The following is a 17,077-nucleotide window of genomic DNA, read 5'->3' as shown; positions in this document are numbered from 1 at the left end:
AAAAAACAACCAACCCGGAGCAAGCCTTGCGCCACGGGCCTCGCAGGTACTTTTGCCCACCTTATCCACAGTCAGACCCACAATCTCTGGGGGCAAGTCAGTGGCGCTGGACATCACGTGTTTCGGGGCCTGCAGCGTATCAGGCGAAGTTTTTTCCTTGACTTTGCCCGACACTGGCAAGAGGCCGGAAAGCGTCAGAAAACGGTGGTGGCCTGTAGCCCAGACCCTATAACGTCCGGGGCAGTCTTTCCAAGGCTTGTTAACAGACTTATCCACAGGCTGCCCACCTGGAAACCCTGTATGAACGACCAGCCCCCATGCTGTTGACAAACGGCCCATCAGGCCGGTCGAAAACCACTGTGCGAAATTTAACCACTCTTCTACAGGCCTTATGCATAAAAGGCTGCAGGCAAATACTCCCAAGTTATTAACAGCCGGTTCCACTGCAAACCTGAACAAGTCAAAACGGTGACAAAACAACCATTTGCAGCGGTTTTATGTCGCACTTATCAGACGCGCCAAAATTGTTTTCCACAATTGCATACGACCGCGCCCCGGATGTTTGAGCATCCGGGGCGCGCGAAGAAAACGGCAGGGTTTTGACGAACTCAATGCCCGCCCAGATAAGCGTTCCTTACCTCTTCATTTACCAGCAATTCCTGCCCGGTGCCGGACAGCCGGATCTCGCCATTAACCATCACGTAGGCGCGATCAGACAGCTTCAGCGCATGGTTGGCGTTCTGCTCGACCAGAAAGATTGTCATGCCAGTCGCTGCCAGTTCCCGCAGGGTCGAGAAGATCTGTTTGACGATGATCGGCGCCAGCCCAAGGCTCGGCTCATCAAGCAACAACAGCCTGGGACGACTCATCAGCGCACGGGCGATGGCGAGCATTTGCTGCTCGCCTCCGGACATGGTCATGGCGCGCTGGTTGCGGCGTTCCTTGAGCCTGGGGAACAGTTCGAACATGCGCTGCATGTCTTCGGCCGAATGCTCGTAGCCAATCGGTATGGTGCCCATCATCAGGTTCTCCTCGACCGACATGTCGGGAAACACCCGCCGCCCTTCCGGCGACTGCGCAATGCCGTTGGAGGCGATGTAATGCGAGGACTTCTGGGTGATGTCGGTGCCCTGATAGATGATCTGCCCGCTGGCGGCGCGCGGCTGGCCGAAGATCGACATCAACAGCGTCGACTTGCCTGCACCGTTGGAGCCGATCAGGCTGACTGTTTCGCCCTCGTTTATGTGCAGCGAGACCTTCTTCAAAGCCTGAATCGGCCCGTAAAACACATCGATCTCTTTCAGTTCGAGGATCGGCTTGCTCATACCAGCTCCTCTTCATCAGCGCCCAGGTACGCAGCAATCACTTTCGGATCGTTGCGGATCTGTTCCGGCCCGCCCGCGGCAATCACGTTGCCATGGTCGAGCACCACAATATCGTCGGAAATCCCCATCACCATGCCCATGTCGTGCTCGATCAGCACAATGGTCATGTCGTGTTCATCGCGCAGCAGTCGGATCATGCCGCTGAGCGCCTCGGTTTCCTGCGGGTTGAGACCGGCAGCCGGTTCATCCAGGCAGATCACCTGCGGACGCGTGCACATGGCCCGGGCGATTTCCAGACGACGTTGCTGCCCGTAGGACAGCTCTCCGGCCAGACGATTGGCGCAGTCCACCAGGTCCACGACTTCCAGCCAGTAGAACGCCGTATTGAGCGCATCCTCTTCAGCCTTGCGATAGCCTTTGGTGTTGAGGATCCCGCTGATCAGGCTGCGGTTGACCCACATGTGCTGGGCAACCAGCAGGTTTTCAACGACCGACATTTCCTTGAACAGACGAATGTTCTGAAACGTACGCGCCAGCCCTGCCCTGTTGACCAGATGGGTACCGCCGAACATTTTGTAGTACACCCGGCTGAAGAAGCTTTTCGGCGAAACAAAGTCGGTCGCCTTGAACGGCTCGCCCAGCAGCCTGATCACATTGGTGGTCTTGCCACGAGTATGCAGCTCGATGCGTCCGCCTGTGGCCTTGTAGAAGCCGGTCAGGCAGTTGAACACGGTGGTCTTGCCTGCGCCGTTGGGGCCGATCAGAGCGAAGATAGAGTTGCGGCGGACTTTGAGGCTGACATCGCTGAGAGCCTTGATGCCGCCGAAGTGCATCATCAGGTGCTCGACGGAAAGAATCACTTCATTACTCATCGCGCACCTCCTTCTGTCACCAGCGCACCCTTGCGCGGTTTCACGCCGGTACGGCTGATGCGGATCAGCCCGCGTGGGCGCCAGATCATCATCAACACCATCAGGATGCCGAACAGCAGCACGCGGTACTCGGAGAAGCTGCGCAACAGTTCAGGCGCAACGGTCAGCACGAACGCAGCGATAACCACCCCTACGGTCGACCCCATACCACCCAGCACCACAATCGCCAGAATCAGTGCAGACTCGAAGAAGGTGAACGACGTCGGGTTGACGAAGCCCTGATAGCTGGCAAAAAACACCCCGGCCAGTCCCGCCGTCGAAGCACCAATGGTGAACGCCGAGAGCTTGACCAGAACATGATTGAGGCCCATCGAACGGCAGGCGATCTCGTCCTCGCGCAGGGCTTCCCAAGCGCGGCCGATCGGCATGCGAGTCAGACGATGCTTGATGAACAACACGGCCAGCACGACGAGAAACAGCACGGTGTAGATGAACAGGAATTTCAGGTCCGGGTTGTAATCGAAGCCGAAATATTCATGAATCGGAATGCCACCATCCTTGGCACGACGCCCGAACTCCAGGCCGAAAAAGGTCGGTGACGGCACCGGAACACCATTCGGGCCGCCGGTGAACGACAGCCAGTTGTTCAGCACCAGACGGATGATTTCCCCGAACCCCAACGTCACGATGGCCAGATAATCGCCATGCATGCGTAACACCGGAAAGCCCAAAATACATCCGGCCAGCGCTGCCGCAATTGCCGCCAGCGGCAGCGCCGACCAGAAGCCCAGGCCAAGGTACTGATAGCCAAGCGCCAGACCATAGGCTCCGATGGCATAGAACGCCACGTAGCCCAGATCGAGCAGGCCGGCCAGGCCGACCACGATATTCAGGCCAAGCCCCAGCAATACGTAGATCAGCCCGAGAATAACCACGGTCAGAATGTACTTGTTGGCGAAGATCGGAAACACGATGGCAATCACGATCAGTAGCGGAATGATCCAGTACAGGCGGGATTTGTGATCAGGCTTGAGCACATGCACGCCGGAGTCGGAGCTTTCGAAGCTCTGGGAAACACGTATGCCTTTGGGTGTTTGCAGAAACAGGCTGATCAGAAAACGACCGACCATGACCACGGCCACCAGCCAGGCCACGCGAGTGGGTTGCAGGTTGAAACTGTAGCCATCGAGCACTATCCCGACGATGGGACCGAACACGATCAGCGCCAGCAGCCCCGCGACCACGGCATCTATCAGGCTTTTCTTGATTTCAACAGGTTTGACGACAGGAGCAGCAACAGGAGCGGACATACTTATACCTTCGCCACGAGTGGGCGACCCAGCAGGCCTTGAGGACGGAAAATCAGGATCAGCACCAACAGGCCGAAACTGAACACGTCTTTGTAATCGGAGTTGATCAGGCCGGAGAACTGCGACTCGGCAACCCCCAGGATCAAGCCGCCCAACATGGCACCCGGCAGCGAGCCGATCCCGCCCAGCACTGCGGCAGTGAACGCCTTGATGCCGATGATGAAGCCAGCATAGAAGTCGAACGTGCCGTAATTCATGGTGATCAGCACACCGGCCAGCGCCGCCATGGCAGCACCGATGATGAACACGTAGGAGATGACCCGATCAGTGTTGATGCCCAGAATCGACGCCATCTTGCGGTCCTGCTGCGTGGCGCGGCACATGCGGCCCAGCTTTGTGTATTTGATGATGTAGGTCAGCACGCCCATGCCGACAAAAGCGGCGATGAGAATGAAGATCTTGGTGTAGGTAATTTGCACAAAGCCGCTGCCAATCTCGAAGCGCCACGCACCTTCAAGCAACGTGGGCACGCCCTGCTGGCGAGCGCCCTGACTGATCTGCGCGTAGTTTTGCAGAATCAGGGAAATACCGATGGCGCTGATCAGCGGTGCCAGCCGGGTCGAGTTGCGCAGCGGCTTGTAGGCCACGCGCTCGATGACAAACCCGTATACCCCCGTCACCACGATGGTGAAGACCAGTGTGCCGAGAATCAGGAATGGAAAGGACTCCAGTCCGAAGAAAGACAGAACCGCCAGACCGATAGCGGCCAGGTAGGCGGAAATCATATAAACGTCGCCGTGGGCGAAGTTGATCATGCCGATGATGCCGTAGACCATCGTATAGCCGATGGCGATGAGGCCATAGACAGACCCGAGGGTGAGTCCGTTGACCATTTGTTGCAGGAAGATCCCATCCATCACGCACGCTCACACTGAAAGGCAGCTCAGCACCCCGCCGATCACACCCTCGTGAGGTGCGACCGACAGGTCCGAAAACAATAAAAGAGATGCAGGCTCGCTCATGGGCGAGCCCATCACCGGGTCAACGTCTGCTGGGCAGAACTGACACGAGGTCTATATCACTTCTGTTTTTCGAGTTGCTTGTATTTGCCGGCGGCGTCCCACTGGTAAACAACGTAGTCGGAAACTTTCAGGTCGCCCTTGGCATCCCAGGCTTTTTCACCCATGACGGTCTTGACCGGGTGCGCTTTAAGCCACTCTGCGGCTTTGTCGCCCTTGTTGGATTTGGCACCATTGAAACCGGCAGCCAGGGCCTGTATCGAAGCGTACGCGTAGAGGGTATAGCCTTCAGGCTCGTAACCGGACTTGCGGAATTGGTCCACGACTGCCTTGCTGTCCGGCAGTACGCGCGGGTCGGCACCGAAGGTCATGTACACGCCGTCTACGTATTGCGCACCACCGGCAGTGGTGACCAGTTCGTCAGTCACGATACCGTCATCAGACATGAACTTGACGTCCTTGAGGCCCTGCTCGCGCATCTGGCGAACCAGTGGACCGGCCTCCGGATGCAGGCCACCGAAATACACAACGTCGGCACCGGTCGAACGGATTTTCGTTACCAGCGCACTGAAATCCTTTTCGCCTCGGGTCAGCCCCTCCTCAAGTACCGGCTTCACGCCACGCGCTACCAGTTGTTTGGCAGTGGCATCAGCAAGCCCTTTGCCGTACGTGTCCTTGTCATTGATGACCGCGACTTTCTTGCCCTTGAGCACATCAACGATGTAATCACCGGCGACCACACCTTGCTGATCGTCACGGCCACACATGCGGAACATTTCCTTCAGGCCACGCTCGGTCACCGTCGGGTTGGTCGAACCCGGCGTGATGGCAATTACTCCCGCATCGCTGTAAACCTCTGAAGCAGGAATGGTCGATGACGAGCAGAAGTGGCCGACCACCCCGATCACCTTGTCGTTATCGACCAGACGGTTGGCCACCGCCACGGCCTGTTTCGGCTCACAGGCGTCATCGCCTGCGACCAGCACGATTTTTTCCCCGTTCACACCGCCCGCAGCGTTGATCGCGTCGGCCGCAGCCTGCGCACCTTTCATGTACTGCTGCCCAAATGATGCGTTCGCGCCGGTCATCGGACCCGCAACGCCGATTTTCACGTCCGCCTGTGCAAACGAAGACACGCCCAATGCAGTTGCCACTGCGATTGCCAGAAAACCTTTCCTGTAAAACGTATGCGACATGAGTGGTGCTCCTGAGGATATTTTTTTAATTAGCAGTGCGGTTACATGATTGCCCGGATACGCGTTTGCTTAGAGCAAGGCCCGTGCCATCACTTTTTTCTTATTGAAAATGTCATGCGTTTCCAGCCATTCAATAACACGACTGCTCAAGTCGCTGGCCGTACAACCGCTTGAGACGCCAAAGGTGCAACCCTACCCATAAAAAGGGCAACCCAAGCCAGGTCAAATAGCAACCCAGCCCAATACCTTTGGACAACCCACCTGTAACAACACGCGTCACCGAATTGCACACGCCCGGTGCGCGAACGCTACGAGACGCACCATTTGAGGCTAGCGGATTCAGCCGCAACTGCCGGAATCAACGCCTTAATCTGAAAAACACGTCACGTAACCGCAGTAATAACCTTCCCGCATGCGACCGACAAACGACCTTTAAGCGAGATATCATTCCGATTATTCATAGTGACCGTGTCTGCACCCTCGCGCCTGAACAGAGAAACCATCATGCTGAACAAACGTCATCTGCCCTCGATAGCCGCATTGCAATGCTTTGAGGCGGTGACCCGGCACCTGAGCTTCACCCGCGCGGCCGAAGAACTCAACCTGACCCAGAGCGCCGTCAGCAAACAGGTTGCGCAGCTTGAGGAGCTGGTTCAGCACCTGCTGTTTCAGCGCGTCCGCCGCCGTTTGCAGTTGACGCCAGCCGGGGCGCTGTATCTGGCCGAAGTGCGCAAGATCCTGACCCAGATAGAGATGTCCACTCACTTCCTGCGCTCTTACGGCGGAGAAACCGAGGTACTGCGGGTGTCCACGCCCTCGACGTTCGGTGCCCGGTGGCTGGTGCCACGCCTGAAGGGCTGGCGCTTGCGTCATCCGCATATTCACCTGGACCTGATCAACGAACAGGAGTCCGACGACCTGATCAAGGGACGTTGCGACGTGTCGTTCTACTTCGGTCAGGCCGCCATACCGGGCGCGGAAAGCGTGAAGCTGTTTGGCGAAGAACTGGTAGCGGTGTGTTCACCCGAGAGCCTGCCGGTTGAAACCCTCAGCGACCCGACTCAGTTGAGCGAACTGGTCCTGCTGCAGAATGCCTTCCGCCCCGAGGCCTGGCACGAATGGTTCGAAAGCCAGGGGTATCACACCGACCATAGCTATCACGGGCCGCGTTTTGAGACGTTCTATATGTGCATCCGCGCCGCACAGGTTGGCTGCGGCGTTGCGCTGCTGCCACGCTTTTTGGTCGAGGAGGAACTGGCCGAGGGCAAACTGGTGATTGCCTGGGATTACGCATTGCCCAGCACTAACAGTGCGTACTACCTGTCCTATCCGGAACACACTGCCGACGTGCCCAAAATCCGGGTTTTTCTGCAGTGGATGCTGGAACAGTTGGATCAACCGGCCCGTTAAGGGCGACAATGCCCACCCATCCGGCCGTGAGCTTTCCGTGGTGACAGACAGGAAGTCGCGGGTCCGACATTATCCGGCTGCTCTGGAGAGCCCGATTCAATGAGCGAGAGCGCCTTTTCAAATCGTATCGTGCAAAGCCTGCTCGACACCGATTTCTACAAGCTGACCATGATGCAGGCAGTGCTGCACAACTACCCCAACGTCGACGTTGAGTGGGAGTTTCGGTGCCGCAACGGGGAGGATCTTCGCCCCTATCTGGACGAGATCAGACACCAGATCGAGTTGCTGTGCGAGCTGTCCCTGAGCCCGGAACACCTGGCTTTTCTGGAGCGCATCACGTTCATAAAACCGGACTTTCTGAGGTTTCTGGGACTGTTCCGCTTTAACACCCGCTATGTGAAAACCAGCATCGAAAACGATGAGCTGTGCATTCGCCTGCACGGCCCCTGGTTGCACGTCATTCTGTTCGAAGTGCCACTGCTGGCGATCGTCAGTGAGGTGCGTAACCGGCACCGCTATCCTGACACCCTGCTCAGTCAGGCGCGGGATCGTCTGTATGACAAGTTCGAATGGCTGACCACTCATGCCACGGCCGATGAACTGGCCGAGCTGAAAGTGGCAGACTTCGGCACGCGCAGGCGTTTTTCCTATCGCGTGCAGGAAGAAATGCTTGGCGTCCTGAAAAATGACTTCCCAGGCCAGTTTGTCGGCACCAGCAACGTTCATCTGGCCCGTCAGCTTGACCTGAAACCACTGGGCACAATGGCTCATGAATGGATCATGGCCCACCAGCAACTGGGACCGCGCCTGATCGACAGCCAGATCGCCGCGCTTGATTGCTGGGTTCGCGAGTACCGCGGCCTGCTGGGTATCGCGCTGACAGACTGCATCACCACTGACGCATTCCTGAATGACTTCGATCTGTACTTCGCCAAACTGTTCGACGGTTTGCGCCATGATTCGGGCGACCCGGTGAAGTGGGCCGAAAAATGCATCTCGCATTACCAGAAGCTCGGTATCGACCCGATGAGCAAGACGCTGGTGTTTTCCGACGGGCTGAACCTGCCCAAGGCACTCGACATCTTCCGGGCGTTGCGCGGACGCATCAATGTCAGCTTCGGGATCGGCACCAACCTGACCGCCGACATACCCGGCATCGCGCCCATGAACATGGTGCTGAAAATGACCGCATGCGCCGGTCAGGCTGTGGCAAAGATTTCCGACGAGCCCGGCAAGACGCAGTGCAAGGACCCGAACTTTGTCGCCTACCTGCGACATGTGTTCAAGGTGCCGGATTTGCCGAGCCCTGAAAAACCAGCTTGAATTGTCCTATTTACGAGGAGTGAATCATGCACGCCGTACAGCGCCAGATTGCTGAACAGCTCAAGGTCCAGCCACCTTTCGCGGACCAGAACGCGCTACAGGCCGAAGTCGCCCGCCGCGTCAGTTTCATCAAGGAATGCCTGCAGAACGCACGGCTCAAGACCCTGGTGCTCGGCATCAGCGGCGGGGTCGACTCACTGACGGCCGGCTTGCTCGCTCAGCGTGCGGTGAAGGAATTGCGCGCGAGCACAGGCGATAACAGCTACCGCTTTATCGCCGTGCGTCTGCCCTATGTCGTGCAGGCCGATGAGCACGAAGCCCAGGCCTCGGTCGACTTCATCGAGCCGGACGAGCGCCATACCATCAACATCGGTAGCAGCGTCAAGGCGCTGGCTGCCGAGGTGAAGGCGTTTGACGGTCTTCCAGCCAGCTCGGTGGATTTCGTTCTCGGCAACACCAAGGCGCGCATGCGCATGGTCGCGCAGTACACCGTCGCCGGCGCTTATCAGGGGCTGGTGATCGGTACTGACCACGCTGCCGAAGCGGTCATGGGCTTCTTCACCAAGTTCGGCGACGGCGCATGCGATCTGGCACCGTTGAGCGGTCTGGTAAAAAACCAGGTACGCGCTATTGCCCGCCATTTCGGCGCACCGGAATCACTGGTCGAGAAAGTACCGACGGCGGATCTGGAAGACCTGTCCCCCGGCAAACCGGACGAAGCCTCGCACGGCGTGACCTACGCCGAGATCGACGCTTTCCTGCACGATGAACCGGTGCGTGAGGAAGCCTTCAAGATCATCTGCGAAACCTACGCCAAGACCCAGCACAAACGCGAATTGCCGTACGCGCCTTGAGTGGGTACGTGCGGAACGAGAGAGCAGCAACACCATCGTGCCCATGCTCCGCGTGGGTACGCCTTTCTGGACGCTCTGCGTCCGTTCCTGAATGTGCGGCGCGGCACAGTTCTGCGACGCGGAGCGTCAACCAAGGCATCCCCACGCTGCGGCGTGCGGAACGATAATCTCAACTATCGTGCGACGCTCCGCGTCCTCGTTCGGGGGCGTGTGGTTACTTCAGGGTCACAGCGCCTTTCATCATGCTGATGTGCCCGGGGAATGTGCAGAAGAACTGGTATTCCTGTGCCGGGTCCAGCTTCGATACATCAAAGGTCACCGAGTCTTTTTCACCAGCGCCGATGACTTTGGTGTGGGCGATGACGCGGCTGTCGTCGGGCTTCAGGTAATCCTTGTCGATGCCTACAGCCATGCCGTCGGTAACGATTGCCTGGGTGTCGGACTTCTTGCTCAGCACCCAGTTATGGCCCATGACATTCTTCGGCAGGCTGCCGGAGTGAGTCAGGTTGACGGTGAATTCCTTGCAGCTCTTGTCGATCTCAATGGCTTTGGTGTCGTACATCATTTGATCGGTCGAATCGACTGTGGCCGAACACTCGGCAGCCAGCAACTGGCTACTGGCCAACGACAACAGCGAAATCGCTACAAGCTTGCGAATCATTTGAATCTCCAGGGCAGGACTTGATTAACGTGATAACTGACGTAAGAAGAGAGTGCCCGATCAGGGCCGGGGTTCCAAGGACGTGCGTCAAATGGTCCCTCGGGCGCTCGCGACGGAGCGCCCCACTGAATAACGATTCACGGGAGCAGGTAATTAGGCGCTGACCGGCATTACCGTCACCCGGACATCGGGATCATGCGTGCCACCGCCCAGAATCACGCCGCGCAAAGGCGATACGTCGGAGAAATCACGCCCCCAGGCCAGGCTGATGTGCTCCAGCGCAGGTTGCACATTGTTGGTGGGATCGAAGTCAACCCAGCCAGAGGCCGGACAGAACACCGATACCCAGGCATGCGAGGCATCGGCACCGATCAAGCGGGGCTGGCCCGGTGGTGGCTGGGTCAGCAGATAGCCACTGACGTAGCGCGCCGCCAGGCCACGGGAGCGCAGACACGCCAGCATCAAGTGGGCGAAGTCCTGACACACACCCCGTCGCCGCTCCAGCACTTCCACCAGGGGCGTGGCGACCTGAGTCGCCTCGTCATCGAAGGTGAATTCGTCGAAAATCTTTTCCATCAGGGCCTGTACGCACAGCAACAACGGGCGGCCCGGCGGGAAACAGACCTGCGAAAATTCGACGAACGAACGCTTCAGGTGAACATAGGGGGATTCGAAGCGATAGCGGCAGGCCTCCAGAATATCAGCAGTCATCGGCTTGGCGCTGTAAGTCAGCGCACTGCGGGTCACTCCCCATTCCGGCGACAGATTGAAGTCCAGAAACGGCTTCTCCATGACCTCGATACGCAACCGCGCATTGACTTGCAACTCGTCGTGCGGACGCTCGAACGCCAGTCGGGTCAGCGGGTTGCCGAACACATCCAGCTCGTCACGGCGCGTGGTAGGCTCCGGGAAAATCTCGAGTGTCTGCTCGGTGCAACGCTGCCACGGGCTGCTGCGCGGCCAGAGATGCGCCAGTTGCTGAGCCAGCGAAACCGGGCTGTCGTACTTGTAATGCGTGTCATGAAAAATCTGGTAGAAGGCGCTCATCAGACAGATACCGTGCGTTGGCTGACGTCATCGACGTGAGCAAAATGGCGCAGCGCCAGGCGGTCGGAGGCCTGCTCACTGCTGTCACCAATGCTCTGCAGCAGATCGGCCAGCCCGTCGAGGACAGCGTCGATGCTGCTCTGACCGAACAGCGGGTTCTCCAGGCTGCCAAGGTCAAATGCGGCGAGACGCTGAGCCAGCACCGCCAGGCTGCTGTCACGCGGCGCATCAAACTCGTCGTTCAGGCGGCGCAGCGAGCGTTGCACCAGCTTGAGCTGAAACAGCACCGCATGCGGGTTCTGCTCATCAAGCAGCAACAGGTCCAGCACCGGAATCAGGTGCGGCACGGCCATGTACCGCGAACGATAAGTGATGCTGCTGTTGCCCAGCTCCAGCAACCACTCCAGCCCGGCTTTCTCCGAGACTGCCGAGCCACGCAAAAACGCCGCCAGACTGGTGCTGAGAAACTTCAGACGCTCGATACGTCGCCCGATCATCAAAAAGCTCCAGCCTTCGTCGCGGGTCATGTCGTCCAGCGCAAAACCGGAAAGCGCTGCCAGAGACATCACCAGCCGGTTGAGGAAATCCAGCAATTCGCCAAAATCCGGCTCGTCGGTTTCCAGGCTCGAGGCTTCGCGCTGCAATTCGACCAGCGCCTGCCAGTTTTCCCGTGAGAGCTTGCCGCGCACTTGCGAAGCGGCCCACTGCAGACGCTGCAAATTGGCGCGCAGGCTGAACGGCCACTCGTCGCCCAGCAGAGCAACCAGCAGGCGGTCCTTCAACTCTTCGCCCTCCTCGGCTTCGGGCAGCATGCCCAGGCTCTCGGCCAGCGCGACAGCCGCCTGCAACGCGAGGGGATCGTCGTCATCGACATAGCGCGTCAACATGATGCGCAGCAGGCGAGCACTGTCGTCGCAACGTTCGCAGTAACGCCCGAACCAGAACAGGTTCTCCACCACCCGCGACGGCAGGTAAGGGTCACGGCGAATCAGGTCATAGACACCCAGCGTGCGCTGCCCCTTCCAGGGCTCGCCAAGGTGCGAGCGTTCGCCCAGCACCCAGGTGTCCTTGCTCGCACCGCCGCGCTGCATCGACACCACGTCGGCATCGGCTTCGGCGGCCACTCGGGTCAGGCCGCCCGGTAGCACGCGATAGCCGTCGAGGCTGGCCACTGCGTAGACACGCATGCCGATGGCGCGCGGCTGCAAACCGGTACCATCGGCCTGCAGCACCGGTGCATGAGACAACTGCGCCAGCTCCTGGGCGACGTAGGCATAGGGGCGCGACTGCATGCGCAGGGCAAGCGCGTTGCGCTGCTCCTCATTCAAATCGCGACCGAACACCGGGGCGAAGTGCTGCGAAGGAAATGCAGGTTTGATCAACAGATCAGGCAGTTTCTCCAGCGCTTGCGCCAGCACGGGCGGTTCTCCGCACCACCAGGTTGCGACCGATGGCAGGATCAGATCTTCGCCAAACAGGTACTGACTGATTTTCGGCAAAAAGCCCAGCAGGCCAGGCGACTCCAGAACACCACTGCCCAATGCGTTGGCGACCAGCACATTGCCCTGACGCACCGCCTCCAGCAGCCCCGGCACACCAAGCGCGGAATCGGTACGTAATTCCAGAGGATCGCAGAAGTCGTCGTCCAGACGGCGCATGATCGCGTGAACCCGACGCAGACCGCTGAGGGTTTTCAGGTAAACAGTGGCATCGCGTACGGTCAGATCGCCGCCCTCGACCAGCGGATAACCCAACTGCCGCGCTAAATACAAATGCTCGAAGTAACTTTCGTTGAAACGCCCCGGCGTCAGCAGCACCACCAGAGGCGCCTCGCTGCTGGTCGGTGCCTGCCGGGCAAGCGTCTGTTGCAATGCGTCGAAGAAACCCGAGAGGTGCCGGACTTGCAGGTCACGATAGGTTTCCGGCAAGGCACGCGCGACGCTCTGGCGATTTTCCAGCGCATAACCGGCACCCGAAGGCGCCTGGGTGCGGTCGGCAGTCACCCACCAGCGCCCGTCCGGGGTGCGTGCCAGATCGACCGCGTACATATGCAGGAACGTGCCTTCTGGAGGTTTTACGCCCTGACACGGCCACAGAAAGTTGTTATGGCCAAATACCAGTTCAGCGGGCAGCAAGCCATTGGCAATCAGCGTCTGCGGGCCGTAAAGGTCCGCCAGCACCGCGTTGAGCAGTCGTGCACGCTGGGCAATCCCTGCCGCTACGTGCTGCCACTCATCCGCCGCAATGATGTGCGGCAACAGGTCCAGCTCCCATGGGCGATCCGCGCCTTTGGGGTCGGCATAAACGTTATAGGTGACACCGTTTTCCTGGATCTGCCGGGTCAGCAAGGCCTGGCGCTGGATCAGTTGCGCCGAGGTGCTGCGTTGCATGTGTTCGTACAGACGACGCCAGTGCGGGCGGACGGCACCGTCGGCATCGAGCATTTCGTGGTAAGTACCCTCGGACAGCGGGTAATGGTCAAGCAGGTCGGGCATGGAAGGCTCGGCAGGCAACGTAAGGACTTCAGATTAGTGCAGTCAGATGTCACGTCCGTGTGCATCTGACGCACAGAGCCACTGTTTTTCTAATGCAGACGCATATCCAGCGTCATCGGCAGCTCGTCGTTAATGTTGAGCGACGGAACGTCCAGTTTGCCCGGGGTGTGACCGATGCGGAAGAAACGTGACAGGCGACGGCTTTCCGCTTCGTTGGCGTTGACCGGCAAGGTTTCATAGTTGCGGCCGCCCGGGTGGGCGACATGATACGCGCAGCCGCCCAGCGAGCGGTGCATCCAGGTGTCGACCAGATCAAAAACCAGTGGCGCATGGACGCCGATGGTCGGTTGCAGGCAGTTGGCCGGCTGCCAGGCGCGATAACGCACACCCGCGACGAACTCGCCAGCCCGTCCGGTGGGCTGCAAAGGCACCGCGACACCGTTGCAGGTCAATACGTAGCGCTGCGGTGGTAGCCCGCTGAGATGCACCTGCAAGCGCTCCAGCGACGAATCGACGTAGCGCACCGCGCCACCGGCCGAGCCCTCTTCACCCAGAACGTGCCAAGGCTCCAGCGCCTGCCGCAGCTCCAGCTCGAGGCCGTTGACGGCGTAATCACCCACTTTCGGAAAGCGGAATTCCAAATGCGCAGAGAACCAGTCGGCCTGCACCGGGTAGCCTGCCGCGTTGAGGTCGGCGACCACATCGGCGAAATCCTGCTCGATGAAGTGCGGCAACATGAAGCGATCATGCAGTTGCGTGCCCCAGCGTGCCAGCTTGGCCGGCGCATAGGGTTCACGCCAGAAACGCGCCACCAGCGCCCGTAGCAGCAACTGCTGCGCCAGGCTCATGCGCGCATGCGGCGGCATCTCGAAGGCACGCAGCTCCAGCAGGCCAAGACGCCCGGTTGCACCATCGGGCGAGTACAGCTTGTCGATGCAGAATTCGGCGCGATGGGTGTTGCCGGTGACGTCGATCAACAGGTTGCGCAGCAGACGATCGACGATCCACGGCGCGACTTCTTCACCCGGCTCCGGCATCTGTGCGAAGGCGATTTCCATTTCATAAAGCGAGTCGTTGCGCGCCTCATCGATACGTGGTGCCTGGGACGTCGGGCCGATGAACAGACCGGAAAACAGGTACGACAGCGAAGGATGGTTGTGCCAATAGCTGATCAGGCTGCGCAGCAGGTCTGGGCGACGCAGAAACGGCGAGTCCGCCGGTGTCGCGCCACCCAGCACGAAGTGGTTGCCGCCGCCAGTGCCGGTGTGACGCCCGTCGATCATGAATTTCTCTGTGGTCAGGCGTGTGAGACGCGCCTGCTCGTAAAGAAACTCGGTGCGCTCGACCAACTCGTCCCAACTGGCGGACGGCTGCACGTTGACCTCGATCACACCAGGGTCCGGGGTAATGCGGAAGTTGCACAGCCGCGGATCGCTCGGCGGCTCGTAGCCTTCCAGCAGAATCGGGCATTGCAGTTCTTCAGCAGTCGCTTCGATCACGGCCACCAGCTCAAGGTACTCCTCAAGCTTTTGCAGTGGCGGCATAAACAGATACAGACGCCCGTCGCGCGCTTCGGCGCACAGCGCCGTACGGGTCAGCCAGTCGGCCGACTCATCGATTTTCGGCGAGCGTTCGGCGTCGATATCTGTGGACTTGAGCGCCGAGGTCAGCGAGTCGCTGTCGGCAAGCTCCGGGAAGTCCTGGTTATGATCGGTCGGATGAATGAACGGGTACTCCGCCGCCTTGACCCAGGGTTGCGAGGCCAATGGCAGGCGATAGCCCAGCGCGGAATCACCCGGCACCAGACGGCAGTGTTCGTCACGCAAGTACCAGCGGCCACTCTGCCAGCTATCGCCGCCTGCATTACGGGCCAACGGCAGGACCTGACCAATCATCTTGTCCAGCCCCTGAGCGAAGACCTTGCGCAGACGCGCGCGCTCCAGCTCATCACCCAGCCGCGAGTCTTCGGCAGTCACGTTGACTGGCAATGCGCCTTCGCGCCACAGGTAGTAGAAATTGTCTTCGTAAGCCGGAAAAACGAAACGGGCCGGTAGTTTCAGACGCTCGGCAACGCTGGCCAGAAAGCGCCCGGCCAGCTCGCCGGTAGCGCCGTAATCCTGGGTTTCATCGGCTATCAGCGCATTGTTGCGCCAGACCGGTTTGCCATCCTTGCGCCAGAAACAGTTCAGTGACCAGCGTGGCAACTGTTCGCCCGGATACCATTTGCCCTGGCCAAAATGCACGATCCCCAGTGGCGCGTAATGCGCGCGCATGCGCTGAAACAGCTCGGCAGACAGCTCGCGCTTGCGAGGCCCCAGCGCAGCCGTGTTCCATTCGGCACCGTCGCGATCATCGAGGGACACGAACGTCGGTTCGCCGCCCATGGTCAGGCGCACGTCGTCACGCGTCAGGTCCGCGTCGATCTGTCGGCCGAGGGACTGAATGTCCTGCCATTGCTCTTCGGTGTACGGCTTGGTGACCCGCGGGGCCTCCCAGATGCGCTCGACCGACATTTCGTGGCTGAAATCGGTTTCGCACGGCTCGACCAGACCGCTGATCGGCGCTGCGGAAGACGGTTCCGGGCTGCACGCCAGCGGAATATGCCCTTCGCCTGCAAAGAGGCCGGAAGTAGCATCCAGACCGACCCAGCCAGCACCCGGCAGATAGACCTCGCACCAGGCATGCAGGTCGGTGAAGTCGACATCAGTGCCCGACGGCCCGTCCAGCGCCTCGACATCGGCCTTGAGCTGGATGAGATAGCCCGATACAAATCGCGCCGCCATACCCAGATGGCGCAACAGCTGCACCAGCAGCCACGCGGAGTCACGGCAAGAACCTGAAGCGTTTTCCAGGGTGAATTCCGGGGTCTGCACACCCGGTTCCATACGGATCAGGTAAGCGACATCCTGACTCAGGCGCTGGTTGAGACCCACCAGAAAGTCGATGGCGGGTATCGGCTCGCGACTGATGCTGTCCAGATACGCCTGAAATCTTGGGGTCAGCGGCAGTTTTTCCAGGTACGGCGCCAGCTCGCGCTGTTCTTCGCTGGCATAGGTGAAGGGGATGTTTTCGGCGTAAGGCTCCAGAAAGAAGTCGAACGGATTGAACACCGCCATCTCGGCGACCAGATCGACCTCGACGCGAAATTCCCTGGTCTTTTCCGGGAAGACCAGACGCGCCAGGTAATTACCTTGAGGGTCCTGCTGCCAGTTGATGAAGTGGTTTTCAGGCAGGACTTTCAGCGAATACGACAGTACGCGCGTGCGGCTGTGAGCGGCCGGGCGCAGGCGAACGATCTGAGGACCCAGTTCGACCGCGCGTTCGTAGCGATAGTGCGTGACATGGTGCAAGGCAATATGAATCGACACGGCGTGCCTCCTGCGAGCCTGAACGGTAATTGAGCCGCGCAAGACTTATGCCATCCGGTCAAAGTCGTGCGCCAACGAGAGTGACATTCCCCGCCCGATCAGGCGCAGCACCATAATTGTGCTCGCCTGAACTGAAGGTGCAAGGGTCGCACGGAAACGGGGCGCACAGGGCAATAAGGTTGGACCCGCACGCAATA

Annotated in this window: 12 protein-coding genes; 3 read left to right on the top strand and 9 right to left on the bottom strand. The window is 59.5% G+C overall.

Annotation, left to right across the window (positions count from 1 at the left end):
* Positions 1–608: 608 nt before the first annotated feature.
* From AC4ANK_RS03995 to AC4ANK_RS03975, 5 genes are all read right to left on the bottom strand, one after another.
* Positions 609–1,325: an ABC transporter ATP-binding protein gene (locus tag AC4ANK_RS03995; RefSeq protein ID WP_002551847.1), complete on the bottom strand. Its 717-nt coding sequence runs from the start codon at positions 1,323–1,325 to the stop codon at positions 609–611.
* Positions 1,322–2,197, bottom strand: a complete 876-nt coding sequence (locus AC4ANK_RS03990) for an ABC transporter ATP-binding protein (protein WP_002551846.1) — start codon at positions 2,195–2,197, stop codon at positions 1,322–1,324. Before AC4ANK_RS03990 ends, AC4ANK_RS03995 begins: the two co-directional genes overlap by 4 nt.
* Positions 2,194–3,507, bottom strand: coding sequence for a high-affinity branched-chain amino acid ABC transporter permease LivM (gene livM / locus AC4ANK_RS03985; protein ID WP_002551845.1), 1,314 nt, complete (start codon positions 3,505–3,507; stop codon positions 2,194–2,196). Before livM ends, AC4ANK_RS03990 begins: the two co-directional genes overlap by 4 nt.
* 2 nt (positions 3,508–3,509) lie before the next feature.
* Complete coding sequence (locus AC4ANK_RS03980) at positions 3,510–4,424, bottom strand: ABC transporter permease subunit (RefSeq protein ID WP_002551844.1); 915 nt, start codon at positions 4,422–4,424, stop codon at positions 3,510–3,512.
* A 161-nt stretch (positions 4,425–4,585) separates the two neighbouring features.
* Positions 4,586–5,722 (bottom strand): branched-chain amino acid ABC transporter substrate-binding protein, encoded by a 1,137-nt coding sequence (locus AC4ANK_RS03975; RefSeq protein ID WP_002551843.1) that lies wholly within the window; start codon positions 5,720–5,722, stop codon positions 4,586–4,588.
* 504 nt (positions 5,723–6,226) lie between these two features.
* Here AC4ANK_RS03975 and AC4ANK_RS03970 point away from each other — a divergent pair.
* The 3 genes from AC4ANK_RS03970 to nadE all read left to right on the top strand — a co-directional run bounded on the left by AC4ANK_RS03970 (position 6,227) and on the right by nadE (position 9,309).
* A complete protein-coding gene (locus AC4ANK_RS03970; RefSeq protein WP_031594767.1) occupies positions 6,227–7,132 on the top strand; it encodes a LysR substrate-binding domain-containing protein in 906 nt (301 codons plus the stop codon).
* Positions 7,133–7,231: 99 nt separating this feature from the next.
* The gene (pncB, locus tag AC4ANK_RS03965; protein WP_002551841.1) at positions 7,232–8,455 is read left to right on the top strand and encodes a nicotinate phosphoribosyltransferase; all 1,224 of its coding nucleotides are present in this window, start codon (positions 7,232–7,234) and stop codon (positions 8,453–8,455) included.
* 26 nt (positions 8,456–8,481) lie between these two features.
* Positions 8,482–9,309 (top strand): NAD(+) synthase, encoded by an 828-nt coding sequence (nadE, locus tag AC4ANK_RS03960; protein ID WP_002551840.1) that lies wholly within the window; start codon positions 8,482–8,484, stop codon positions 9,307–9,309.
* A gap of 214 nt (positions 9,310–9,523) precedes the next feature.
* Here the strand turns inward: nadE and azu are convergent, their stop codons facing one another.
* The 4 genes from azu to AC4ANK_RS03940 form a co-directional block, all read right to left on the bottom strand.
* Positions 9,524–9,970: an azurin gene (gene azu, locus AC4ANK_RS03955; RefSeq protein ID WP_002551838.1), complete on the bottom strand. Its 447-nt coding sequence runs from the start codon at positions 9,968–9,970 to the stop codon at positions 9,524–9,526.
* A 153-nt stretch (positions 9,971–10,123) separates the two neighbouring features.
* Complete coding sequence (locus AC4ANK_RS03950; protein ID WP_002551837.1) at positions 10,124–11,017, bottom strand: transglutaminase family protein; 894 nt, start codon at positions 11,015–11,017, stop codon at positions 10,124–10,126.
* The gene (locus AC4ANK_RS03945) at positions 11,017–13,512 is read right to left on the bottom strand and encodes a circularly permuted type 2 ATP-grasp protein (RefSeq protein ID WP_002551836.1); all 2,496 of its coding nucleotides are present in this window, start codon (positions 13,510–13,512) and stop codon (positions 11,017–11,019) included. Before AC4ANK_RS03945 ends, AC4ANK_RS03950 begins: the two co-directional genes overlap by 1 nt.
* An 89-nt stretch (positions 13,513–13,601) precedes the next feature.
* The gene (locus AC4ANK_RS03940; protein ID WP_002551835.1) at positions 13,602–16,880 is read right to left on the bottom strand and encodes a transglutaminase family protein; all 3,279 of its coding nucleotides are present in this window, start codon (positions 16,878–16,880) and stop codon (positions 13,602–13,604) included.
* Between the last annotated feature and the right edge of the window lie 197 nt (positions 16,881–17,077).

Source organism: Pseudomonas sp. Pmew2, assembly GCF_058129885.1.
The sequence above is the reverse complement of the archived record's forward strand: the minus strand, read 5'-3'. Positions and strand labels throughout refer to the sequence as shown.